General features: G+C 60.2%; 20 protein-coding genes and 1 other RNA gene. 16 read left to right on the top strand and 5 right to left on the bottom strand.

The genetic code is table 11. From position 1 onward, the window contains the following. Window positions 1-12 precede the first annotated feature (12 nt). Together AGR2A_RS01910 and AGR2A_RS01905 are read left to right on the top strand one after the other, a co-directional pair. Window positions 13-768, top strand: coding sequence for a 3-deoxy-manno-octulosonate cytidylyltransferase (locus AGR2A_RS01910; protein WP_072493780.1), 756 nt, complete (start codon window positions 13-15; stop codon window positions 766-768). 11 nt (window positions 769-779) lie between these two features. Then, window positions 780-1,643: a prephenate dehydratase gene (locus AGR2A_RS01905; protein ID WP_004439096.1), complete on the top strand. Its 864-nt coding sequence runs from the start codon at window positions 780-782 to the stop codon at window positions 1,641-1,643. A gap of 15 nt (window positions 1,644-1,658) precedes the next feature. Here the strand turns inward: AGR2A_RS01905 and nudC are convergent, their stop codons facing one another. After that, a complete protein-coding gene (nudC, locus tag AGR2A_RS01900; protein ID WP_077986523.1) occupies window positions 1,659-2,621 on the bottom strand; it encodes an NAD(+) diphosphatase in 963 nt (320 codons plus the stop codon). After that, entirely contained in the window at window positions 2,621-3,049 is a 429-nt protein-coding gene (locus AGR2A_RS01895; RefSeq protein ID WP_006699828.1) for an HIT domain-containing protein, read from the bottom strand. The genes nudC and AGR2A_RS01895 overlap by 1 nt, the downstream gene beginning before the upstream one ends. 65 nt (window positions 3,050-3,114) lie before the next feature. On the opposite strand from AGR2A_RS01895, the gene ffs reads away from it, so the two are divergent. From ffs to AGR2A_RS01880, 3 genes are all read left to right on the top strand, one after another. Then, window positions 3,115-3,211: signal recognition particle sRNA small type (gene ffs, locus AGR2A_RS01890), an RNA gene on the top strand. A 78-nt stretch (window positions 3,212-3,289) separates the two neighbouring features. Further along, the gene (locus AGR2A_RS01885; RefSeq protein WP_072493779.1) at window positions 3,290-5,164 is read left to right on the top strand and encodes a DNA polymerase III subunit gamma/tau; all 1,875 of its coding nucleotides are present in this window, start codon (window positions 3,290-3,292) and stop codon (window positions 5,162-5,164) included. Window positions 5,165-5,188: 24 nt separating this feature from the next. Next, entirely contained in the window at window positions 5,189-5,512 is a 324-nt protein-coding gene (locus AGR2A_RS01880) for a YbaB/EbfC family nucleoid-associated protein (protein ID WP_004439084.1), read from the top strand. A 64-nt stretch (window positions 5,513-5,576) separates the two neighbouring features. Here AGR2A_RS01880 and AGR2A_RS01875 read toward each other — a convergent pair whose 3' ends face one another. Beyond that, window positions 5,577-6,212 (bottom strand): MOSC domain-containing protein, encoded by a 636-nt coding sequence (locus AGR2A_RS01875; protein WP_072493778.1) that lies wholly within the window; start codon window positions 6,210-6,212, stop codon window positions 5,577-5,579. Between the two features lie 37 nt (window positions 6,213-6,249). On the opposite strand from AGR2A_RS01875, the gene recR reads away from it, so the two are divergent. Both recR and AGR2A_RS01865 read left to right on the top strand, forming a co-directional pair. Continuing rightward, window positions 6,250-6,855: a recombination mediator RecR gene (gene recR, locus AGR2A_RS01870; RefSeq protein ID WP_003507177.1), complete on the top strand. Its 606-nt coding sequence runs from the start codon at window positions 6,250-6,252 to the stop codon at window positions 6,853-6,855. A 38-nt stretch (window positions 6,856-6,893) separates the two neighbouring features. After that, entirely contained in the window at window positions 6,894-8,159 is a 1,266-nt protein-coding gene (locus AGR2A_RS01865) for a lytic murein transglycosylase (protein ID WP_072493777.1), read from the top strand. Window positions 8,160-8,322: 163 nt separating this feature from the next. Here the strand turns inward: AGR2A_RS01865 and AGR2A_RS01860 are convergent, their stop codons facing one another. Beyond that, window positions 8,323-9,951: an MFS transporter gene (locus tag AGR2A_RS01860; RefSeq protein WP_080822366.1), complete on the bottom strand. Its 1,629-nt coding sequence runs from the start codon at window positions 9,949-9,951 to the stop codon at window positions 8,323-8,325. Window positions 9,952-10,238: 287 nt separating this feature from the next. Here AGR2A_RS01860 and rimP point away from each other — a divergent pair, with 287 nt between their 5' ends. The 9 genes from rimP to AGR2A_RS01815 all read left to right on the top strand — a co-directional run bounded on the left by rimP (window position 10,239) and on the right by AGR2A_RS01815 (window position 21,522). Then, a complete protein-coding gene (gene rimP / locus AGR2A_RS01855) occupies window positions 10,239-10,835 on the top strand; it encodes a ribosome maturation factor RimP (RefSeq protein WP_004439068.1) in 597 nt (198 codons plus the stop codon). Window positions 10,836-10,898: 63 nt separating this feature from the next. Next, the gene (gene nusA, locus AGR2A_RS01850) at window positions 10,899-12,515 is read left to right on the top strand and encodes a transcription termination factor NusA (RefSeq protein ID WP_003524306.1); all 1,617 of its coding nucleotides are present in this window, start codon (window positions 10,899-10,901) and stop codon (window positions 12,513-12,515) included. Next, on the top strand, window positions 12,512-13,213 hold the full coding sequence (locus tag AGR2A_RS01845; protein ID WP_035206477.1) for an RNA-binding protein: 702 nt from the start codon (window positions 12,512-12,514) through the stop codon (window positions 13,211-13,213). The genes nusA and AGR2A_RS01845 overlap by 4 nt, the downstream gene beginning before the upstream one ends. Before the next feature lie 102 nt (window positions 13,214-13,315). After that, the gene (gene infB, locus AGR2A_RS01840; RefSeq protein ID WP_080822364.1) at window positions 13,316-16,051 is read left to right on the top strand and encodes a translation initiation factor IF-2; all 2,736 of its coding nucleotides are present in this window, start codon (window positions 13,316-13,318) and stop codon (window positions 16,049-16,051) included. 134 nt (window positions 16,052-16,185) lie between these two features. Continuing rightward, complete coding sequence (gene rbfA / locus AGR2A_RS01835; protein ID WP_004439055.1) at window positions 16,186-16,602, top strand: 30S ribosome-binding factor RbfA; 417 nt, start codon at window positions 16,186-16,188, stop codon at window positions 16,600-16,602. 3 nt (window positions 16,603-16,605) lie between these two features. Then, window positions 16,606-17,553 carry a tRNA pseudouridine(55) synthase TruB gene (gene truB, locus AGR2A_RS01830; RefSeq protein ID WP_004439053.1) on the top strand — a complete coding sequence of 316 codons (948 nt, stop codon included), beginning with the start codon at window positions 16,606-16,608 and terminating at the stop codon, window positions 17,551-17,553. Window positions 17,554-17,733: 180 nt separating this feature from the next. Then, entirely contained in the window at window positions 17,734-18,003 is a 270-nt protein-coding gene (gene rpsO, locus AGR2A_RS01825; RefSeq protein ID WP_004439050.1) for a 30S ribosomal protein S15, read from the top strand. Window positions 18,004-18,282: 279 nt separating this feature from the next. Then, on the top strand, window positions 18,283-20,430 hold the full coding sequence (gene pnp / locus AGR2A_RS01820) for a polyribonucleotide nucleotidyltransferase (protein ID WP_006699832.1): 2,148 nt from the start codon (window positions 18,283-18,285) through the stop codon (window positions 20,428-20,430). 75 nt (window positions 20,431-20,505) lie between these two features. Then, window positions 20,506-21,522 (top strand): class I SAM-dependent methyltransferase, encoded by a 1,017-nt coding sequence (locus AGR2A_RS01815; RefSeq protein ID WP_004439044.1) that lies wholly within the window; start codon window positions 20,506-20,508, stop codon window positions 21,520-21,522. A gap of 5 nt (window positions 21,523-21,527) precedes the next feature. Here the strand turns inward: AGR2A_RS01815 and AGR2A_RS01810 are convergent, their stop codons facing one another. Next, window positions 21,528-22,472: an AEC family transporter gene (locus AGR2A_RS01810; protein ID WP_072493774.1), complete on the bottom strand. Its 945-nt coding sequence runs from the start codon at window positions 22,470-22,472 to the stop codon at window positions 21,528-21,530. Between the last annotated feature and the right edge of the window lie 96 nt (window positions 22,473-22,568).

The following is a 22,568-nucleotide window of genomic DNA, read 5'->3' as shown; positions in this document are numbered from 1 at the left end:
GAAGGGTGTCGGATGAATAATCGGGATTTCGAGAAAGCTGTCGTCCTCATACCGGCGCGAATGGCCTCCACGCGCCTGCCCGGCAAGCCGCTTGCCGACATTGGTGGCAAGCCGATGATCGTGCAGGTTGCGCAGCGGGCACGTGAGGCCGGCGCGGAGCGAATCGTCGTCGCGGTCGATGACGAACAAGTATTTTCGGCGGTTCAAAATGCCGGTTTCGACGTGATGATGACGCGTGACGACCATCAATCCGGTTCGGATCGCATTTTCGAAGCGCTGCAGAAGGCCGACCCCTATGGCAAGGCGGAATATGTCATCAATGTTCAGGGCGACCTTCCAACCATCGAGGCGGAAACTATACGTGCCTCGTTGCGCCCGCTGGAGAACGCCGCCGTCGACATTGCGACACTGACGGTCGAAATCACCGACGAGGAAGAAAAAACCAATCCGAACGTAGTGAAAGTTGTGGGCAGCCCACTTTCCGAAACCCGTCTGCGCGCGCTTTATTTCACCCGCACCACCGCGCCTTACGGCGAGGGGCCGCTTTATCATCATATCGGGCTCTACACCTATCGCCGTGCTGCGCTCGAGACATTCGTGAGTCTACCGCCCTCACCGCTGGAAAAGCGCGAGCGGCTGGAGCAGCTGCGTGCTCTCGAAGCGGGCATGCGCATTGATGCCGAGATCGTCAGCTCCGTACCGCTCGGTGTCGATACACCGCACGATCTCGAAAAAGCCCGCAAAATTCTTGCAAGCAGAACCCTTTAACGGACAGTCCCATGAGCTTGATCACCAATCGCATTGCCTTTCAGGGCGAATTCGGCGCGAACTCCGACATGGCCTGCCGCGACATGTTTCCGAACATGGAACCATTGCCGTGTCCGACATTCGAGGATGCGTTCAACGCCATTGAAAACGGCGAAGCCGATCTCGGCATGATCCCGATCGAAAACACTCTGGCCGGCCGCGTGGCGGATATTCATCACCTGCTGCCGGAATCGCGCCTGCATATCATCGGCGAATATTTCATGCCGATCCGCTTTCAGCTGATGGTGATGCCGGGCGTGAAAAAGGACGAAATCCGCACCGTCCACAGCCACATCCACGCACTTGGCCAGTGCCGCAAGATCATTCGTTCCAACGGCTGGAAACCCGTCATCGCCGGCGATACGGCAGGATCGGCAAGACTCGTTTCCGAAACGGGCGACCGCAGCATGGCGGCGCTTGCGCCGCGTCTTGCCGCCAGCCTTTACGGTCTCGATATTCTCGCCGAGAATGTCGAGGATTCGGAAAACAACGTCACGCGCTTCGTAGTGCTGTCCCGCGATGAAAACTGGGCCAAGCGCCAGTCGAGCGAAGAAATCGTCGTCACGACGTTCGTTTTCAACGTCCGCAACATTCCCGCGGCACTCTACAAGGCCATGGGTGGCTTTGCGACGAACGGCATCAATATGACGAAGCTCGAAAGCTACCAGCTCGGCGGCAAATTCGTGGCGACGCAATTTTATGCCGACATTGAAGGCCATCCCGATGACGAACCCGTGCGGCATGCCCTGGACGAGCTGCGCTTCTTCTCTGAAAAAGTCCGCATTCTCGGCGTCTACAAGGGCCATGCGATGCGCGGAAAGCTCAACCAGAGCTGAGCCTGCCGCGATCTCCTACTTCGGCCATTCCACCCAGTCGCGCATCAGGCGATGCGCGATGGCTCCCATGGGCGGCGCAGAAAGACCTTCGCCCGCCGGGGCCTCCAGCATCTTTGCCACCTCTTCCCGCGTGAACCAGCGGCAATCCTCAAGCTCGACCTCATCGCGTGCGATCTCAAAAGACAACGCCTCGGCATAACAGCCGATCATCAGCGTATGCGGCATCGGCCAAGGCTGGGAGGCGTGATAACGGACGCGGCCGATTTCGACACCGGATTCCTCGTGCGTTTCACGGCGAACAGCCTGTTCGATGGTCTCGCCCGGTTCCACAAAACCGGCGAGGCACGAATACATGCCCGGCGCAAAATGCGCTCCGCGGCCAAGCAGGCACAGATCGCGCTCGATATCGATCGTCATCATGATGACGACGGGATCGGTGCGTGGAAAAATAGTGTGGCTGCAGGCGGCGCAGATGCGCTTGTAGCCGCCGATTCGCAGCTCCATGGCCCCACCGCATTTCCCGCAAAAGCGGTTGTCGGCGTTCCAATGTGTGAGGCTGACGGCCTGGGCGACCTCGCTCAGCAATTCCTCTTCCAGCAGGTGATCGCGATAAAGCGTGCGGGCATCGGCGAGCTTGTAGTGACTCGCCAGCTGGTCTTCGGCCACGGCAACGGGAACGGCGATTCGCGGTTCGCCAGTCTCCCGATATCCAAGCAGGACGGCATTGTCGAAATCCGGCTGCAACTCGGCCAGCTCATAAGCGGAAAACAGGGGGTCGATAACCTGTTCGTCATGCTTCAGGACAAGCCGACTGCCCGAAAAGGCAAAAATATGAGTGCCGTCGACTTTCAGGGCATCGGCAACGCATTCCTCCGTCCGCTTTTCCGCGAAACGATCGAGGGCATTTTTGGAAAAAGCCGTCAGCAGACTTGCTTCGGGATGGGGGGCAGTGGTTTCAAAAATTTTCATGGAAATCATCAGAGTGCGCCGGAGATTTTTTTCATCAAAGTTTCCTTTTCGCCCGCGGCATAAGGCACGGGCGTCCCGTGACCCCAGATGGGGCCGGGCCAGCAGGTGTCGCCTTCATTGCGGGCGATAATATGGACATGCAGTTGCCGGACGATGTTGCCCAGAGCGCCCACATTGATCTTGGTGGCCGCGGTAATTTCTTTCAAGGCGGACGCGACAAGATTGGTCTCGAATGTCAGCACGGCCTGATCAAGCGGAGTAAGATCGAACAGCTCGCTGACGCCCTCTCGCTGCGGCACCAGCACCAGCCATGGCCAGCGGCTGTCATTTTGCAAACGCAGTTCACATAGCCCCAAACGCGTCACGAGCACGCTATCGCGCGCCAGTCTTTCGTCCAGCTGGAATGTCTCCAAGGTGTCCTCCATGTTTGTTTTCATTGTGATAGCAGTTTTTTGAATGCTTGGCTTGCATTTGCTGTCGATATTGCCGATATGTGGCCCCGGGAGGTTGGTGGTGGACGAGCCACTCGCCAACCGGGTCAGGTCCGGAAGGAAGCAGCCCTAACGAGCCCGGCACGGGTCGCCGTGCCAGCCTCCCACCTTTTAAAAGACGTGCTCAGCTTTCGCCGGGCCAGTTCAGCGCCCCAAGACAAACTGGCAAAACAAACTGGCGAGGCGATGAACGACAGCGTACCCACCACATCAAGCGAATCCCAGGTCGGGACCGGCTATCGGGTACTGGCGCGCAAATATCGCCCGAAGGATTTTTCCGATCTGATGGTCGGACAGGAGCCGATGGTCCGCACGCTGACAAACGCGTTCGAGACCGGACGTATTGCGCAGGCCTATATGCTGACCGGCGTCCGCGGCGTGGGCAAAACGACCACGGCCCGCATTCTCGCCCGAGCGCTGAATTACAAAACCGACACCATCGACAAGCCGACCATCGATCTGCGCATTCCCGGTGAACATTGTCAGGCGATCATGGAAGGTCGCCATGTCGACGTGATCGAGATGGACGCCGCCTCCCATACCGGCATCGACGATATTCGCGAAATCATCGAACAGGTGCGTTATCGCCCTGTCTCGGCGCGTTATAAGGTCTATATCATCGACGAAGTGCACATGCTGTCGACGCAGGCTTTCAACGGCCTGCTCAAGACGCTGGAAGAGCCGCCGGAGCATGTGAAGTTCATCTTCGCCACAACGGAAATTCGCAAGGTTCCGATTACGGTTCTGTCACGATGCCAGCGTTTCGACCTGCGCCGCATCAGCGCCGCCGATCTCGTCGGTCTTTTTACCGCCATCGCCGGCAAGGAAGGTTTCGAAGCCGAACCGCAGGCGCTTTCGATGATCGCCCGCGCGGCGGAAGGGTCTGCCCGTGACGGCCTGTCGCTGCTCGATCAGGCAATCGCCCATGGCGGTGGCCGGGTGGAAGCTGAAGCGGTACGCGGCATGCTCGGTCTTGCCGACCGGGCCCGCATCGTCGATCTCTTCCAGCATGTCGTCAAAGGCGATGTCGCGGCCGCTCTGTCGGAATTCAACGGTCAATATGAGGCGGGCGCGAACCCGGTTGTGGTCCTTAACGATCTCGCCGATTTCACCCATCTCGTGACCCGCATGAAATATGTGCCGGATGCAGCGGAAGATCCCTCGCTTTCTGAAATAGAACGCGTGCGCGGTGCGGAATTTGCCGACACGATTGCGGTCACCGCGCTTTCGCGCATCTGGCAGATGTTGCTGAAGGGCATACCGGAAACGGAAAATGCCTCGCGCCCGGCCGGCGCTGCCGAAATGGTTCTCATCCGGCTGGCGCACGCTGCCAATCTTCCCGCACCCGAAGATGCTGCCCGGCGCTTGCTGGAGCTTTCGAACGGTGACGGGGGTTACGCCAATGGCGGACCTTCCGGCGGTGGCAATGGCGGCGGTGCGCGCGCCTATTCGTCAGCACAGACCGTGGCCGCGGGACGACCTGTCGATCTTCCCAACCAGCGCCAGGCAACGCCACAGACCTCCGCCATACTGCGCGCCATTCCAGATAGCCGCCCGCAGGAAATGCAGGTCGCAGCACCGAAAACGGAGGAGCGGCCGGAGCCGAAAGTTCCCGTCAGTTCCGTGCAGGATATTGCCGATCTGTGCCAGAAGAACCGCGATCCCGTCATGCGGGCGAAAGTGCGCAACTTCGTACGGCTGGTACGGCTGGAGCCCGGCCGGCTCGATATGCGCCTCGGGGAAGGTGCCCCCGGCTCCCTGCCCGGCGAACTTGGCGTCAAGCTCAAGGAATGGACCGGCATCCACTGGATCATCAGCCTCAGCAAGGAGCAAGGGGAACCGACCCTTGTCGAGGCTGAGGGCAACGCACGGGACGCGCGTCTCGTCGATGCACGCCAGGACCCTGATGTGGCTGCCATCCTGGCGCAGTTTCCCGGCGCAAAAATTACCGACGTGCGCATCCGCGCCGCCGCACAGGATGAGGCTGAAGAGATCGCGCCGCCATCGGTTGCCGAATCGAGCGAAGGCGACATCCTTCCTGGCGACGATATCGAGTTTTAAACAAAAAGAACAGGAGATTGGCACATGCGTGACATCATGGGCATGATGGGCAAGGTCAAGGAAATGCAGGCCAAGATGGAGAAGGTGCAGGAAGAAATCGCTGCGCTCGAAATCGAGGGGCGTGCTGGCGGCGGTCTGGTAACCGTCATTCTGAACGGCAAGGGCGAAATGCGCGGCCTGAAAATCGATCCCTCGCTGTTGAAGGAAGACGAGGTGGAAATCCTTGAGGACCTGATCGTCGCAGCGCATAAGGACGCCAAGCAAAAAGGCGAAGCGCAGGCGCAGGAAAAGATGGCTGGGCTGACCGCCGGCCTGCCGCTGCCGCCCGGCATGAAGCTGCCGTTCTGATATAACCGATCTGAAGAGAGGGCGAAGCGCATGGAGCGGGCGCCCTCCTTGTCCCATGACGGCTTCAAGCTTCCAGCATCGCGCGAAACCGGCTCGCCAGCGGCGTTTCCAGAAAGGCCCGGCGTTCGGCTGCATTGAGCTGCATGGGGCGAAAGCGCTGCAAGATGGTCGGTATTGGCAGCTTCAATCCTCGATAGGGTTTGAACACGATATCCTCCCCGGCAGCCAACATGCCGCCTTTCAGCACCCGGCAGTAGAACCCCGGTTGGCCCGCCCGACGGAAACGCAGTGCGAAATCGGGATCGCCGATGCGAACCGACAGGGTGGCGCAGGGAATGCGGGCGGCAGTCACTTCCAGCTCAACGTCATTTGCCGAGAACCTGTCGCCAACGTGGAGTTTTGCGCTGTCGACACCATCAAGAACGAGGTTCTCACCAAAAAACCCGGGTTCGACCGCAAAGCCCAGAGAGCGGGACCAGAAGTCGAGATCGGCGGAGCCCATGACGTAAATCGCCTGATCCGGCCCGCCGTGATGTTTGCGATTGCAGACGGCGTCACTGACGATGCCTTCCGCATCGACCATGACGGGACCCTGCACGGCGTGTTTGAAGATGCCCGTCTTCGTGGTCTTTCCCTGCAGCCTTTTCGCCTCGCCCCGGCACACCGCCCTGATTTTCATGAACAACCCTTTGCGCTTCATGATTCCCGTTTCCCGATTTATGCAGTAGAAAGCGCTCATGGCAAAACGAGTCACCGGCCCCGAAATCGAAAAACTGATCCAGCTCCTGGCAAAAGTGCCGGGACTTGGGCCCCGCTCGGCGCGACGGGCAGCACTGCATCTCATCAAGAAGAAGGAACAGCTTCTCGGGCCGCTGGGCCATGCCATGGGCGAGGCCTATGACAAGGTGAAGATCTGCTCCTGCTGCGGCAACGTCGATACGATAGACCCCTGCACCGTCTGCGCCGACGACCGGCGCGACCAGTCGGTCATCATCGTGGTGGAAGATGTGTCTGATCTCTGGGCGCTGGAGCGGACGGGTGCGATGAACACTGCCTATCACGTGCTGGGGGGCACGCTGTCGCCGCTCGACGGGGTCGGGCCCGAGGACCTGAACATCAAGGGCCTGATCGACCGTGTGAGCGCCGGCGGCATTCGCGAGCTCATCATCGCCGTCAATGCGACGGTGGAAGGGCAGGCAACCGCCCATTACATCACCGACCGCCTCTCCGGTCTCGACATCAAGATCACCCGGCTTGCGCATGGCGTGCCGGTGGGCGGTGAGCTCGATTATCTCGACGAGGGCACTTTGACGGCCGCGCTTCGGGCGCGAACGACAATCTGAAGTCCCCCTCCCTCCCCGTCATTCAAAGAGGAGACCGAATGCGAAACCGTTTTGCCCCGAAGGCACTGGCTGCCCTTCTTTCCGTTTTTTCAGCAACGACGGCGTTGGCGCAATCGGCACCGACAGGAGCAGCGGCAGCCCGATATGATGCCGAATTTAATGCCTGGCTGAAAAAGGAAATCTGGCCGGAAGCGCGCAAGGCCGGCATTTCGCAAAGGACGCTTGAGGCCACGCTCAGCGGTCTCTCCATCAGCTGGAACCTGCCCGATCTCGTCATTCCCGGCCAGAAGCCGCCGAAGGAGCAGAGCCAGAGCCAGGCGGAATTTTCCTCGCCCGGCGCCTATTTCTCGGAAAAGCGGCTGCAGGGTCTTGCCGCCACCGGGCGTTCGCTTGCTTCCACCCACCGGGCGACGCTGCGCCGGATAGAGGCGAAATACGGTGTGCCAGGTGATATCGTCGTTGCGATCTGGGGCCGCGAATCCGGTTTCGGCCGGGCAAAACTGCCGCATTCCGTGGTCGATGTGCTGGCCACAAAAGCCTATATGTCTACCCGCAAGGAGATGTTTCGCGCCGAGTTGATCGATGCGCTGAAGATCGTCGAGAGTGGCGATATCGCGGCCGCTCGCATGATGGGCTCCTGGGCCGGTGCGCTCGGCCAGCCGCAATTCATGCCATCGAGCTATCTCAAATATGCCGTGGACTTTGATGGCGACGGCCACCGCGACATCTGGAACTCCGTGCCGGACGCGTTGGCATCCATAGCCAACTATCTTTCCCAGCGCGGCTGGCAACGCAATCGCGACTGGGGTTTCGAAGTCTCGATCCCCGCCAATGTTTCCTGCGCGCAGGAAGGGCCTGATCTCGCACGACCTGTGGCGGACTGGGCGAAAATGGGCATCACACGCATTTCCGGAAAAGCCTTCCCGGCCAATGACCTCTCTGCCGATGGCATGATGCTGGTCCCGGCTGGGCGCCACGGGCCAGAATTTGTGGTGACGCCGAATTTCTACGTCATAAAGGAATATAATAATTCCGATCTCTATGCGCTTTTCATCGGCAATCTCGCTGACCGCATCGCCCATGGGGCGGGGCCGTTCCAGGGGGAATGGGGCAATGTGGGCTCAATGCTGCGCTCGGATGTTCTGGCAATGCAGAAGGCGTTGATTGCCAAGGGCTACGATGTAGGCAAGGCAGATGGCCTCGCCGGTTTCAAGACGCGCCGCTCGCTTGGGGACTGGCAGTTGAAAAACGGGCTCGCTCCAACCTGCTTTCCCGATGCGACGTTGAAGGCGAAGCTGAAGTAGCGTTGCTGGCAGCGTGTGAAAACCTCTCCTCCGTCATGCTCGGGCCTGTCCCGAGCATCTGCAACCGATTGATTTAATGATAGGTGTTTGGATCCTCGGGACAGGCCAGAGGATGACGGGGAGTGTGTGAGAAGGGCATCGCCACTCACTTACCCATCGTCTCTCAATGCTGATCGGTATGAGGCTTGTGAAAGATATCGTCGGTCGGCGGGATGGTCTGACGTTCGATCATCCGGTGCACCCGTGGCCGCGTCTTGCCGCGGTGAAGCTCCAGCAGCCGGTCCCAGGCCTCTGCATCTGCCTGGGTGCGGCGGTGATTATGGCGGACATATTCCACCCAGGTCGGCACATGGTAACTTTCCGTCCAGATGTCGGGGTTTTCGAGATCCCGCATCAGGTTCCAGTTGCGCGCGCCGTCACGAATGCGAATGCGGCGGCGCTCGGCCATCAGCGGCAGGAATTCGCCCAGATCCTCGTCATGGATTTCGTAGTCGATGAGGATGGCGATGGGCCCGCTGCGCGGCTTGATGTCCAGTCTCAGCGGCGGCTCCACAAAACGGTTGAGCGGATCGAGATTTAGCGAGGCAAAGGCTGGCATGGCGAGCTTGAGGCCGACGACGACGCCAAGCAGCATCAGTGCGCAGGAACAGAGCAGCGAATAGGAAATGCCGTAATCTTCCGCCAACTCACCCCACAGCCAGCTGCCGACCGCAATGCCGCCGAAGGTGAGCGTCTGGTAAAGCGAGAGCGCCCTGCCAACCACCCATCGCGGGGTGGAGAGCTGGACAATGGTATTGAAGAGCGACAGTGCCAGCACCCAGCAGGCGCCGGCAACGGTCAGCACCAGTGACGTGATGATCGCGCTCGTGCTCACCGCCGTTACGCCGGCGCTGAAGGCGAAGCCTAGAAATGCGACGCGCACGATCCATTCGCTGGACAGCACCTCGCGCAATCTCGCGCTGATCAGCGCACCGCCAATCGCGCCGACGCCGAAGGCACCCAGCATGACGCCATAGGTCAGCGGGCCGCCCTCCACCAGGTCGCGGGCGACGATGGGCATCAAGGCGAGGATGGCGCTGGCTGAAAGGCCGAAAAGGAAGCCGCGCACCAGCACCTTGCCGATATTGGGCGACATCGCCACATAACGCATGCCGTCCGAAATGGCAGCCAGAAGCTGCTCCCGCGGCAGGGTCGAGGCATATTTGGGCGGCTGCCAGCGAAACAGGGCGTAGATCAGCGTGAAATAGCTCAGCGCATTCACGAAAAATGCGGCGGCCGCACCGGCGGCGGCGACGATGATACCGCCGATGGCCGGGCCGACACTGCGGGTAATATTGAAGCCGACACTGTTCAGCGTCACGGCGGCGGGCAAATCCTCGCGCGGCACCATTTCGCCGACGGAGGCCTGCCAGGACGGATTGTTGAGGGCCGTGCCACAGCCGATCATAAAGGTGAAGAAGAGCAGCAGCCAGGGCGTGAGCCAGCCGGACCAGGCAAAGACCGTCAGCAGCACGGAGGCGGTCAGCATCAGCAGCTGCGCCGAAATCATGATGCGGCGGCGGTCGAAACTATCGGCCAGCGCACCTGAAATCAGCGAGAACAGCATGATCGGCAAAGAGGTGGAGGCCTGCACCAGCGCGATCATGTTTTCCGAACTGGAGAGCGAGGTCATCATCCATGCGGCGCCCACCGCCTGGATCAGTCCACCGAAATTCGAGGCAAGGCTCGCGATCCAGATTCGTCTGTAAGTCAAATGCCTTAAAGGCGCGAGTGGCGATTTACGGTCAGGCACGCTCTGTCCACTTGATGCAACTGCGATTTATCAAACGGCAACTATAGACAGTGCCGAAAATCATGCCAGCCTTTCCCGCACGGGAAGGGTGAAAATATGGCCGAGGGCGCAGCGGAAGCGAGTCTACCCGCGAAAACCTTGCAATCCTGCACCGATGGGTCTATATGACCACTGAAATTCTTGATCGCTTGATGAAGAGTGGGGCCGCAAGGCTCCGCTCTTTTTCGTTAGGCGAACCGGAAACAGAGGGCTGAAAGCCCGGCGACAATCCAAAACCGGAAGGCCAGATGGCAGACACCGCACACGAACCGCGACTTATAACCGAAACCGGCATCGACCAGCGTATTGCCGAGATCATCGAACCCGTTCTGACGGGTATGGGCTATGTTCTGGTGCGCGTGCGGCTTTCCAATCAGAACGGCATGACGCTGCAGGTGATGGCGGAACGGGAAGACGGCACGATGACCGTTGAGGACTGTGAAGCCATTTCCATGGCCATTTCACCGGTTCTTGATGTGGAAGATCCGGTCGATAAAGCGTATCATCTTGAAGTTTCCTCGCCCGGCATCGACCGGCCGATGGTTCGCAAATCGGATTTCACCCGTTGGCAGGGCCATCTGGTGAAGGTCGAAACCTCCATTCTGGTCGAGAACCGCAAGCGGTTTCGCGGCAAGATCGTTGAGGTTGATGCTGACGGTTTCAAGCTGGAACGCGACCAGATCGCTTATGGCGAAGAGCCGACAGTCGTTATTCCGTTCACTGCGCTTTCCGATGCGAAGCTCATTCTGACGGACGACCTTATTCGTGATGCGCTGCGGGCAGACAAGGCGGCCAAGGCCGCTGCCGCAAACCAGAACGACGAAAACGAAGCAGACGAAGACTAATTCCAACGTAAAGCCCGGAAAACGGGCGATCCCCGCAATTATGCGACTTACGGAGATAAAAAAATGGCAGTGAGTGCTAACCGGCTTGAGCTTCTGCAGATCGCCGATGCTGTGGCGCGCGAAAAGGTCATCGACCGCGAAATCGTGCTTGCCGCAATGGCAGACGCTATCCAGAAAGCCGCCCGCTCGCGCTATGGTTCGGAAACCAACATCCGCGCTGATATCAACTCCAAGACCGGCGAAATCCGCCTGCAGCGTCTTCTGGAAGTTGTCGAAGCGGCTGAGGACTATTCGACCCAGATCCCGCTGGAGCTTGCCCGCGACCGCAACCCGGATGCCAAGCTCGGCGACTTCATTGCCGATCCGCTGCCGCCAATGGATTTCGGCCGTATCGCTGCCCAGTCCGCCAAGCAGGTCATCGTGCAGAAGGTGCGCGAGGCCGAGCGTGACCGCCAGTATGACGAGTTCAAGGACCGTATCGGCGAAATCGTCAACGGCACCGTCAAGCGCGTCGAATACGGCAACGTCATCGTCGATCTCGGCCGTGGCGAAGGCATTATCCGTCGTGACGAGATGATCCCGCGCGAAAACATGCGCTACGGCGATCGCGTACGCGCCTACGTCTACGACGTTCGCCGCGAACAGCGTGGCCCGCAGATTTTCCTGTCGCGTACCCATCCGCAGTTCATGGTGAAGCTCTTCACCATGGAAGTTCCGGAAATTTACGACGGCATCATCCAGATCAAATCGGTTGCCCGTGATCCTGGCTCACGCGCCAAGATCGCCGTCATCTCGAACGACAGCTCGATCGATCCGGTCGGCGCCTGCGTCGGTATGCGCGGTTCGCGCGTTCAGGCCGTCGTCGGCGAACTCCAGGGTGAGAAGATCGACATCATTCCATGGAGCCAGGAGCCGGCGTCGTTCATCGTCAATGCCCTGCAGCCGGCGGAAGTCGCCAAGGTCGTTCTGGATGAAGAATCCGAGCGTATCGAAGTGGTCGTTCCCGACGAGCAGCTGTCGCTCGCCATCGGCCGCCGCGGTCAGAACGTGCGTCTGGCATCGCAGCTGACCGGCTGGGATATCGACATCATGACCGAGCAGGAAGAATCCGAGCGCCGTCAGAAGGAATTCAACGAGCGTACGGCCCTGTTCATGGAAGCGCTCGACGTCGACGAAATGGTCGGCCAGGTTCTGGCTTCGGAAGGCTTCGCGCAGGTTGAAGAACTGGCTTATGTGGATCTCGACGAAATCTCCTCGATCGATGGCTTCGACGAAGACACCGCCGATGAAATCCAGACCCGCGCCCGCGAATATCTGGAACGCCTGGAAGCCGAAATGGACGCCAAGCGCAAGGAACTCGGCGTTTCCGACGAATTGCGCCAGATCGACGGCCTGACCTCGCAGATGATGGTTGCGCTCGGCGAAGACGGCATCAAGACCATCGAAGACTTTGCCGGCTGCGCAGCGGACGATCTCGTTGGCTGGAGCGAGCGCAAGGACGGCGAGACGAAGAAGTTCGAAGGCATCTTCTCCAAGCTCGATGTTTCGCGCGTCGAGGCCGAGAACATGGTGGTGCAGGCTCGCCTTCTGGCAGGCTGGATCACCGCCGAAGAGCTCGCTTCCGAACAGGAAGCCGATGCGGAAGCTGCCGAGGAGGCGGATACCGCCGAGCAGGAATGACATCGCAGGCGCATGAGCCGGACGAGCTGCCCGAGACTGACGATGACGGGCGGATCAAAGGCGACGTCAATGGACGTATGTGCATTGTGACACGGCAGAGCGGATCGCCAGATGAGCTGATCCGCTTCGTCGCAGGCCCGGACGGCAACGTCGTTCCGGACCTGAAACGCCAATTGCCGGGACGCGGCTGCTGGGTGACACCCGAGCGCGCCCTGATCGAGAAAGCCATCGCGAAGAAGCTCTTCGCGCGGGCTCTGAAACGTGACGTCAAGGCCGGGCCTGAGCTTCTCGCTCTTCTCGACCGTCTGATGGCGCAGCATGTGGCTGGCATGATGAACATGGCGCGCAAGGCGGGCCAGTTCATCAGCGGCGCGACGAAGGTCGATGCTGCCGTCCGGTCCGGGAACGCGATCGCCGTGTTCCATGCGACCGACGCTGCGGCCGATGGCGTCAGAAAACTGGACCAGGCCCGCAAGGCCTGGGCACTCGGCAGCGATGCCGGCAATGAAATTCCGTCCTTCCGGCTCTTTAGCGAAGCCGAAATGGACGAGTTGATGGGCCAGAATGCTTTTATCCATGCCTGCGCGCTTGCAGGGCAGGCGGGTGAGGGTGTAGTGAAGCGCGCAACGATGCTTGAGCAGTACCGCAATGGCGGTCGGGCTCATGCGGAACGCGACGCTGCCCGGACAGAACAATGACGCGGTTGCCCGATATGAACGGTCGCCGCGTTCCGATGCAGCAATTGAACGACGAGACCTGATGAACGTCATCCGGTTCTCGTCCGAAGGAACGGGAACGGAATGACCGACAACAACGACGACAAGACACTCAACGCGCCTGCCAAGAAGACTCTTACCCTGAAGCCGGGCGGGATGAATCAGGGCACCGTGCGGCAGGATATGGGTCGAGGTCGCACCAACGCGGTTGTCGTGGAAACACGCAAGCGCCGCCCCTTGCGTCCCGAAGACGAGAAGCAGGTACATTCGGCTGCGGCCCCCGCTCCGAAGCCGGCGGCTCCCGCCGCAGCAGCGCCGCGTCCACAGGCTCCGCAGCCACGCATCCACCAGCCCAGCAACCAGCAGCAGCGTCCGGGTTCTTCCCCTTCGCAGCAGCAGCGTCCCGGCTCGTCAGCGCCCCAGCAGCGCCAGCCGGAGCGTCCGCGCGGCAATGTTCTGCATGACCTTTCCGCCGGTGAAATGGAAGCCCGTCGCCGCGCACTGATGGAAGCGCAGGCCCGTGACGTTATTGAAGCCAAGCAGCGCGCCGAAGAAGAGGCTCGCCGCAAGGTGGAAGAAGAACGCCGCATTGCCGCGGAAAAGGAAGAGGCCGCCCGCCGCGCCGCCGAGGAGGCTGAAGCAGCAAAGCTCGCGGCAAGCCAGCCGGCCGCGGAAGCGAAATCCGAACCGGCCGCTGAAAAGCCGGTTTCTGCCGCTCAGCCGGCGCCGCGCGCCGAGGCTCGTCCTCAGCCCGCCGCTGCCCCTGCCCGCCCGGCCACCGAAACCGCCGCTCCGCGCGGTCGCCGCACTGACGGCGACGAGGAGGACGATCGCGGTGCACGCCGTGGTAACCTGCCAGTCCGTGGCAAGGTTGCAGCGCCAGCGCCGGCCAAGCCGGCTGCACGCCTGAAGACAGAAGAAGAACGCCGCCGTGGCAAGCTGACCGTTACCTCGTCCAACCTGGATGAAGACGGTACGCCACGTGGCCGCTCCATGGCATCCATGCGCCGCCGGCAGGAAAAGTTCCGCCGCAGCCAGATGCAGGAGACCCGTGAAAAGGTAATGCGCGAAGTGATCCTGCCGGAAACCATCACCATTCAGGAACTGTCGCAGCGCATGTCGGAACGTGCCGTCGACGTCATCAAGTTCCTGATGAAGGAAGGCCAGATGATGAAGCCGGGCGACGTGATCGACGCCGATCTGGCGGAACTGATTGCGGTCGAATTCGGCCACACCGTCAAGCGCGTTTCCGAATCCGACGTGGAAGAAGGCATCTTCAACCAGGCGGACGACGAAGGCGAAATGCTACCGCGTCCGCCCGTCGTGACGATCATGGGTCACGTCGACCACGGCAAGACCTCGCTTCTCGACGCCATCCGTCAGGCGAATGTTGTTGCCGGCGAAGCCGGTGGCATCACCCAGCATATCGGCGCCTATCAGGTCGAGAAGAATGGTCAGAAGATCACCTTCATCGACACCCCCGGCCACGCCGCCTTCACCGCCATGCGTGCCCGTGGTGCGCAGGCGACGGATATCGCCGTTCTGGTGGTTGCCGCAGACGACAGCGTGATGCCGCAGACGATCGAGTCCATCAACCACGCCAAGGCGGCGGGTGTTCCGATCGTCGTTGCGATCAACAAGATCGACAAGCATGAGGCCAACCCTGAAAAGGTTCGCCAGCAGCTTCTGCAGCACGAAGTCTTCGTGGAATCGATGGGTGGTGAAGTTCTTGACGTCGAAGTTTCGGCCAAGAACAAGCTCAACCTCGACAAGCTGCTTGAAGCGATCCTGCTGCAGGCCGAAATCCTCGACCTCAAGGCGGACCCGAACCGCACGGCGGAAGGTACGGTCATCGAAGCCGAGCTCGACCGCGGCCGCGGCGCCGTTGCCACGGTTCTGGTTCAGAAGGGCACGCTGAAGCCCGGCCAGATCATCGTTGCCGGTGATCAGTGGGGCCGTGTGCGCGCGCTCGTCAACGACAAGGGCGAGCATGTCAAGGAAGCCGGTCCGGCCATGCCGGTCGAGATTCTCGGTCTTTCCGGGACGCCGTCGGCCGGTGACCGTTTCGCGGTTGTCGAAAATGAAAGCCGTGCTCGCGAGATTTCCGAGTACCGCCAGCGTCTGGCACGCGACAAGGCTGTCGCACGTCAGACCGGCCAGCGCGGTTCGCTGGAACAGATGATGAGCCAGTTGCAGACGTCGGGAATGAAGGAATTCCCGCTGGTCATCAAGGCAGACGTGCAGGGTTCGGTCGAAGCCATTATCGCTTCGCTCGACAAGCTCGGCACCGACGAAGTCCGCGCTCGTATCGTTCATTCGGGTGCTGGTGCCATCACGGAATCGGATATCTCGCTTGCCGAGGCCTCCAACGCCGCAATCATCGGCTTCAACGTTCGCGCCAATGCACAGGCACGTACGGCTTCCGAACGCGCCGGTATCGAGATCCGCTACTACAACATCATCTACGATCTGGTGGATGACGTGAAGGCGGCGATGTCGGGTCTGCTTTCGCCGGAACGTCGCGAGACCTTCCTCGGCAATGCCGAAATCCTCGAGGTGTTCAACATCACCAAGGTCGGCAAGGTCGCGGGTTGCCGTGTCGTCGAAGGCAAGGTGGAACGTGGCGCGGGTGTTCGTCTGGTTCGCGACAACGTCGTCATCCACGAAGGCAAGCTCAAGACTCTCAAGCGCTTCAAGGACGAAGTCAACGAAGTGCCTGTTGGTCAGGAATGCGGTATGGCCTTCGAAAACTACGAAGACATCCGCGCCGGCGACACTATCGAGTGCTTCCGCGTCGAACACATCACGAGAACGCTCTAAAGCATTTCCAGGAAAAGTGGACCCCCGGTTTTCCGTCCGGAAATGCGATAGAACAAAGAGCGTTCTCGCCGCAAAACAGGACTTTACTGTCGGGCGCCGGCTTACCGGCGCTCGCTCCGTTTGAGGCATAACCCATGGCAAAAGCTACATCATCGGCCCCTTCCCAACGCATGCTGCGCGTCGGCGAACAGGTGCGCGCCGCCCTGACCCAGATTCTCCAGCGCGGTGAAGTCCGCGACGATCTGATCGAAAGCACCGTCATTTCCATTTCGGAAGTGCGCATGTCTCCCGATCTCAAGATCGCGACAGCTTACGTGACGCCGCTCGGCGTTGCCGACCACACCGATATCATCACGGCACTCAACCGCCATGCCAAGTTCATGCGCGGCCGCCTCGGCCCGCAGCTCCGGCAGATGAAATACATGCCGGAACTGCGTTTCCGCGACGATACGAGTTTCGACAATTATCAGAAGATCGACGCGCTTCTACGCTCGCCCGAAGTGCAGCGCGATCTTGGACCTTCAAACGAAAAAGACGACGAACAGAACTGAAGCATGTCCAAACCACGCAAACAGCAGAACCGCAAACCCAAGGGCCGTCCGATTTCCGGTTGGCTGATCCTCGACAAGCCGCTCGATTTCGGCTCTACCGAGGCCGTCTCCAAGATCAAGTGGCTGTTCAATGCCCAGAAGGCAGGCCATGCCGGCACGCTTGATCCGCTGGCCTCCGGCATGTTGCCGATCGCGCTTGGTGACGCCACCAAGACCGTGCCTTACGTCATGGACGGCCGGAAAATCTACGAATTCACAGTGACCTGGGGCGAGCAGCGCACGACCGACGATCTGGAAGGCGAAGTGGTCGAATCTTCCGATCAGCGCCCGGACGAGCAGGCGATCCGCGATCTTCTGCCCAATTATACCGGCGTGATCATGCAGACCCCGCCGCAATTCTCCGCTATCAAGATCGCCGGTGAACGCGCTTATGATCTGGCACGTGACGGCGAGACCGTGGAAATTCCCGCACGCGAGGTGGAAATCCATCGCTTGACGTTGCTGGCCTGCCCGGATGCCGATACGGCCCATTTCGAAGTGGAATGTGGCAAAGGCACTTATGTGCGGGCGCTTGCGCGTGACATGGGCCGCGATCTCGGCTGTTTCGGCCATATCTCGGAACTGCGCCGCACCATGGTCGCTCCATTCGGCGAAGACATGATGGTGCCGCTCGAAACGCTCACCGCGCTGGAAGCCGTTGAAGACCGCGACGAGCGGCTGGAAGCGCTGGACGCCTATCTGATCGACACGGCCGAGGCACTTTCCGCCCTTCCCCGCCTTATTATCAACGACGACCAGGCGCACCGGCTGAAGATGGGCAACCCTATCCTGCTGCGCGGGCGCGATGCGCCGGCCAGCCATCCGGAAGCCTACGCTACGGCGCATGGCAAGCTGGTCGCCATTGGCGAAATCGGCGAAGGCGAGTTTCGCCCGAAGAGGGTTTTCGGCTGAGTCGGACCGTCATGCGTTTGCTGACGCGTGGCGGAGCGCTGTCAATCGCCTCTTTCCATTGCACCCGGAATAGTTTATAGGCAGCGCCAGCTTGGGCTTTGCCTTCGCTTTCATGGCCAGAGCTGGACGACATCCCGGCTCTAGGCGTCCCGTTTTCCTTAAAACTGAAAGGATCGTCCGATGTCGATTACTGCAGAGCGTAAAGCCGCCCTCATCAAGGAATATGCAACGAAGGAAGGCGACACCGGTTCGCCGGAAGTTCAGGTCGCAATCCTTACCGAGCGGATCAACAACCTGACCGGTCACTTCAAGGATCACAAGAAGGACAACCACTCGCGTCGTGGCCTTCTAACCCTGGTTTCGAGCCGTCGTTCGCTTCTCGACTATCTGAAGAAGAAGGACGAAGCCCGTTACACCAAGCTGATCGGTGCTCTCGGCATTCGCCGCTAATAAGGTTTCCGGCGGGCTTCTCAATGATGCCCGCCGGTTTTTAATTCCGGCCCTTCAGGCCGCATGATTTTCCGGGCGTTTGCCGCAGATGTGGCCCCCGGGCGATAAGGGTGAACCGGATGGGCCGGTGCCGCCTTTTTCAACCGCAGACCTGTCATGGGGCAGGATTGCCGGATGCTTGCCTGTCCAAGCCTCCCGCTGTCTTGCCCGTGATTGAGTCACAGCGCTGCCACGGCCGGTCACGATGACCGAGCGGGCAGCCACAACCAAGGACAAGATATGTTCAATCAACACTCCGTGGAAATCGAATGGGCAGGCCGCCCGCTGAAGCTCGAGACCGGCAAGGTTGCCCGTCAGGCTGATGGCGCCGTCATCGCAACCTACGGCGAGACCATGGTTCTCGCGACTGTGGTTTCCGCTAAGTCTCCGAAGCCGGGTCAGGATTTCTTCCCGCTCACCGTCAACTATCAGGAAAAGACCTACGCAGCCGGCAAGATCCCCGGTGGTTACTTCAAGCGTGAAGGCCGTCCGAGCGAAAACGAAACGCTGGTCTCGCGCCTGATCGACCGCCCGATCCGTCCGCTCTTCCCTGAAGGCTACAAGAACGACACCCAGGTTGTCGTCACCGTTATCCAGCACGACCTGGAAAACAATCCTGACATCCTCTCCATGATCGCCACATCCGCGGCGCTCACGCTTTCCGGCGTTCCCTTCATGGGCCCGGTTGGCGGCGCGCGCGTTGGCTACATCAACGGCGAATATGTTCTGAACCCGCATCTCGACGAGATGGATGAGTCGGTTCTGGACCTGGTTGTTGCCGGCACGCAGGACGCCGTCCTGATGGTGGAATCGGAAGCCAAGGAACTCAACGAAGACGTCATGCTCGGCGCGGTCATGTTCGGTCACCGCGGTTTCCAGCCGGTTATCGACGCGATCATCAAGCTCGCCGAAGTTGCCGCCAAGGAGCCGCGCGAATTCGAACCGGAAGATTTTTCCGCTCTCGAAAACGAGATGCTGGCACTCGCCGAAGCTGAACTGCGCGACGCTTACAAGATCACCGAAAAGGCCGCCCGTTACGCCGCCGTCGACGCCGTCAAGGCTAAGGTGAAGGCGCACTTCCTGCCGGAAGAAGGCGAAGCCAAGTACACGCCGGAAGAAATCGGCGCTGTCTTCAAGCACCTTCAGGCCAAGATTGTTCGCTGGAACGTTCTCGACACCAAGAGCCGCATCGACGGCCGCGACCTGTCGACCGTTCGCCCGATCGTTTCCGAAGTCGGCATTCTGCCGCGCACGCACGGTTCGGCGCTCTTCACCCGCGGTGAAACCCAGGCGATCGTTGTTGCGACCCTCGGCACCGGCGAAGACGAGCAGTATGTCGACAGCCTCACCGGCATGTACAAGGAACGCTTCCTGCTGCATTACAACTTCCCGCCCTACTCGGTCGGTGAAACAGGCCGCATGGGCTCTCCGGGCCGTCGTGAAATCGGCCACGGCAAGCTCGCATGGCGCGCTATCCGTCCGATGCTGCCGACTGCCGAACAGTTCCCCTACACGCTGCGCGTCGTTTCCGAAATCACCGAATCCAACGGCTCCTCGTCGATGGCAACGGTTTGCGGCACCTCGCTGGCGCTGATGGACGCAGGCGTTCCGCTTGCCAAGCCGGTTGCCGGTATCGCCATGGGCCTCATCCTCGAAGGCGACCGTTTCGCGGTTCTTTCCGACATCCTCGGTGACGAAGACCACCTCGGCGACATGGACTTCAAGGTCGCAGGTACGGCTGACGGCATCACCTCGCTGCAGATGGACATCAAGATCGCCGGTATCACCGAAGAGATCATGAAGATCGCTCTGGAGCAGGCACAGGGTGGCCGCAAGCACATTCTCGGCGAAATGGCCAACGCCATCACCGAGAGCCGCGGTCAGCTCGGCGAATTTGCGCCGCGCATCGAAGTGATGAACATCCCGGTCGACAAGATCCGTGAAGTCATCGGCTCCGGCGGCAAGGTCATTCGCGAAATCGTCGAAAAGACCGGCGCGAAGATCAACATCGAAGACGACGGCACCGTCAAGATCGCTTCTTCTTCCGGCAAGGAAATCGAAGCGGCCCGCAAGTGGATCCACTCCATCGTTGCGGAACCGGAAGTCGGCGCCATCTACGAAGGCACGGTTGTCAAGACCGCTGACTTCGGCGCTTTCGTCAACTTCTTCGGCGCCCGTGACGGCCTCGTCCACATCTCGCAGCTCGCTTCCGAGCGTGTTGCCAAGACCTCCGACGTCGTTAAGGAAGGCGACAAGGTCTGGGTCAAGCTGATGGGCTTTGACGAGCGTGGCAAGGTTCGCCTGTCAATGAAGGTTGTCGACCAGGAAAGCGGCAAGGAAATCGTTGCCGACAAGAAGAAGGAAGACGGTGAAGCCGCTGCCGAATAAGGCCGCGCCACCAGATCCTGTCGAGGCGCGGGTTTTGCCCGCGCCTTTTTTCTATTCTACCGTGAGGATGCTCCCATGAGCCGTGACGCCGTAAAAACCCTTTTCCATCCCTTTGCCTCTGACATGCTTGCCATGCCGAAAGACGGCGAACGCGTTCTTTTTCTGGGAGCAGAGGCGGGTCCACGGCTCGACGGTTTCGACGCGGAGATCGCCGCGGTTCAGCATCTTCGGCCGCTCTATCGCGCTCTTGAAGCTCAGGGTGCAAAGGTCACTCCGGATATTTCGGGCGAAGATTACGATGCGGCGCTGCTGCTTTGCGGCAAACACCGCGGCGAAAATGAAAACCGTGTCGCTGAAGCGCTTTCCCGGGTGAAGGCCGGCGGCCTGATCGTCGCAGCCGGATCGAAGGAAGACGGTATTCTGACGCTGCGTAAGACGCTGACAAAGCTCGGTATCGAGGCGGACTCGACGCCGAAATATCACGGCGTCGCCCTGTGGTTCAAACGGCCGGACGATATCTCTGCCGTCGTGTCGAAACTTGCTCAGAAGCCCGTGACGGTGGAAGGCCGCTTCACCGCCCTGCCCGGCATGTTCTCGCATGACCGCGTGGATGATGGTTCGGAACTGCTCGCATCGCGCCTGCCGACCGATTTCGACGGCAATGCTGCCGATTTCGGTGCCGGCTGGGGTTATCTCTCCATCATGCTTGCGGAAAAATCGCCGCGCACGGCCCGTATCGATCTGTTCGAAGCGGATTGGAATGCGCTCGAATTCGCCAAGACCAATCTTCTCGAAAACAACCCTCGCCTAACGGCGCGTTTCTTCTGGCAGGATCTGGCAAACGAGCCGCCGAAGGAGAAATACGACCTCATCATCATGAACCCGCCTTTCCATTCAAGTGGACAGGCGGCGGAGCCGGCGCTGGGTCAGGCCTTCATCAAGGCCGCGGCCGGGGCGCTGCGCAGCGGTGGCAAGTTGCTGATGGTCGCCAATCGCGGCCTGCCCTATGAGCCGGTGTTGGCAGCAGAATTCCGCACCAGCACGGAAGTATGCCGAAATGCCCGCTTCAAGATTCTGAGCGCCCAGAAGTAAGAAAATCAGCTCAATAGCCAGGCCCATAGCGACACGGAAAGGACACCGGTCGCCGTGGATATGCTGATGGTTGAGGCCGCAACGCTGTGGCCTATGCCGAAACGGTTGGCGATGAGCCAGGCATTCACGCCCGTTGGCACCGACGAGGTGAGGACAAGCGCCGCCGTCCATTCACGGCTTAGCCCGAGTACATGGCCCATGGCCCAGACACAGGCTGGCAGGAGCAACAGTTTAAAAAAAGTCATGGTGACGGCAATGCCCATATTGCCGCGGATGGTGTATTTCGTCAGCGCCATGCCCAGCGAGATCAGGGCTGCGGGTCCTGCCATGGAGGCGATCTGATCCACCACTGTTTTCAGGACAGGCATCAGCGCCAGACCGGAAACGTTGGTCGAAAGCCCTATGACGAGGCCAATCACAAGAGGATTGGTGACGAGATTTCTGCCGACCTGCTTGAAGACCGCGGCCGTGCTGCGCTTTTCTCCACCGATTGCCTTGTGCGTTGCATTTTCCATCAGGATCGTGCCGGCGATCATCATGACCGGCAGGTGGATGGCGAGCAGGATGGAAAGGGCAACCAGCCCTTCGTCGCCCACGGAGCGACCGACAAGAGGCAGGCCAATGAAGATATTATTCGCAAAGGCCGAGGAGATGCCGGCAATGACGGCGATGCGGACATCCTGCTTGAACACATGGCGGGTGACGATATGCCCGACTGTCCAGGTGACGGCCACGCCAGCAAAATAAGTGAGCCAGAGCCGGAACGGCGAGGCACCGTGGAAATTCGCTTCCGCAAGGGTGCGGAAAATCAAGGTCGGCACGGCGATCTTGAAGACGAAGTCGCTCAAGATCTCTCCTGCGTCTGCCCGGAAGAGGCCAGCTCTCACGGTCAACCAGCCGATCAGGATGAGAATGAAAATCGGGGCGACATTCGCGGCAACGGCAGACATGGAGGGAAAGCTTTCGCGGCTTTTGCGGGAGGATACTCCGCTTTAGAGCCTTTTCGGCCGGAATGGAATCGCGAAAACGCTTCATGTTCCGGTTTT

The organism is Agrobacterium genomosp. 2 str. CFBP 5494 (assembly GCF_900013495.1).
In the GTDB taxonomy this organism is placed as follows: Bacteria; Pseudomonadota; Alphaproteobacteria; order Rhizobiales; family Rhizobiaceae; genus Agrobacterium; species Agrobacterium pusense.
The sequence above is the reverse complement of the archived record's forward strand: the minus strand, read 5'-3'. Positions and strand labels throughout refer to the sequence as shown.

What these genes read in the sequence shown, in the direction of transcription:
- AGR2A_RS01910 (WP_072493780.1), top strand. Translation starts at nt 13, where the DNA reads ATGAATAATCGGGATTTCGAGAAAGCTGTCGTCCTCATACCGGCGCGA.
- AGR2A_RS01905 (WP_004439096.1), top strand. Translation starts at nt 780, where the DNA reads ATGAGCTTGATCACCAATCGCATTGCCTTTCAGGGCGAATTCGGCGCG.
- nudC (WP_077986523.1), bottom strand. Translation starts at nt 2,621, where the DNA reads ATGATTTCCATGAAAATTTTTGAAACCACTGCCCCCCATCCCGAAGCA.
- AGR2A_RS01895 (WP_006699828.1), bottom strand. Translation starts at nt 3,049, where the DNA reads ATGAAAACAAACATGGAGGACACCTTGGAGACATTCCAGCTGGACGAA.
- AGR2A_RS01885 (WP_072493779.1), top strand. Translation starts at nt 3,290, where the DNA reads ATGAACGACAGCGTACCCACCACATCAAGCGAATCCCAGGTCGGGACC.
- AGR2A_RS01880 (WP_004439084.1), top strand. Translation starts at nt 5,189, where the DNA reads ATGCGTGACATCATGGGCATGATGGGCAAGGTCAAGGAAATGCAGGCC.
- AGR2A_RS01875 (WP_072493778.1), bottom strand. Translation starts at nt 6,212, where the DNA reads ATGAAGCGCAAAGGGTTGTTCATGAAAATCAGGGCGGTGTGCCGGGGC.
- recR (WP_003507177.1), top strand. Translation starts at nt 6,250, where the DNA reads ATGGCAAAACGAGTCACCGGCCCCGAAATCGAAAAACTGATCCAGCTC.
- AGR2A_RS01865 (WP_072493777.1), top strand. Translation starts at nt 6,894, where the DNA reads ATGCGAAACCGTTTTGCCCCGAAGGCACTGGCTGCCCTTCTTTCCGTT.
- rimP (WP_004439068.1), top strand. Translation starts at nt 10,239, where the DNA reads ATGGCAGACACCGCACACGAACCGCGACTTATAACCGAAACCGGCATC.
- nusA (WP_003524306.1), top strand. Translation starts at nt 10,899, where the DNA reads ATGGCAGTGAGTGCTAACCGGCTTGAGCTTCTGCAGATCGCCGATGCT.
- AGR2A_RS01845 (WP_035206477.1), top strand. Translation starts at nt 12,512, where the DNA reads ATGACATCGCAGGCGCATGAGCCGGACGAGCTGCCCGAGACTGACGAT.
- infB (WP_080822364.1), top strand. Translation starts at nt 13,316, where the DNA reads ATGACCGACAACAACGACGACAAGACACTCAACGCGCCTGCCAAGAAG.
- rbfA (WP_004439055.1), top strand. Translation starts at nt 16,186, where the DNA reads ATGGCAAAAGCTACATCATCGGCCCCTTCCCAACGCATGCTGCGCGTC.
- truB (WP_004439053.1), top strand. Translation starts at nt 16,606, where the DNA reads ATGTCCAAACCACGCAAACAGCAGAACCGCAAACCCAAGGGCCGTCCG.
- rpsO (WP_004439050.1), top strand. Translation starts at nt 17,734, where the DNA reads ATGTCGATTACTGCAGAGCGTAAAGCCGCCCTCATCAAGGAATATGCA.
- pnp (WP_006699832.1), top strand. Translation starts at nt 18,283, where the DNA reads ATGTTCAATCAACACTCCGTGGAAATCGAATGGGCAGGCCGCCCGCTG.
- AGR2A_RS01815 (WP_004439044.1), top strand. Translation starts at nt 20,506, where the DNA reads ATGAGCCGTGACGCCGTAAAAACCCTTTTCCATCCCTTTGCCTCTGAC.
- AGR2A_RS01810 (WP_072493774.1), bottom strand. Translation starts at nt 22,472, where the DNA reads ATGTCTGCCGTTGCCGCGAATGTCGCCCCGATTTTCATTCTCATCCTG.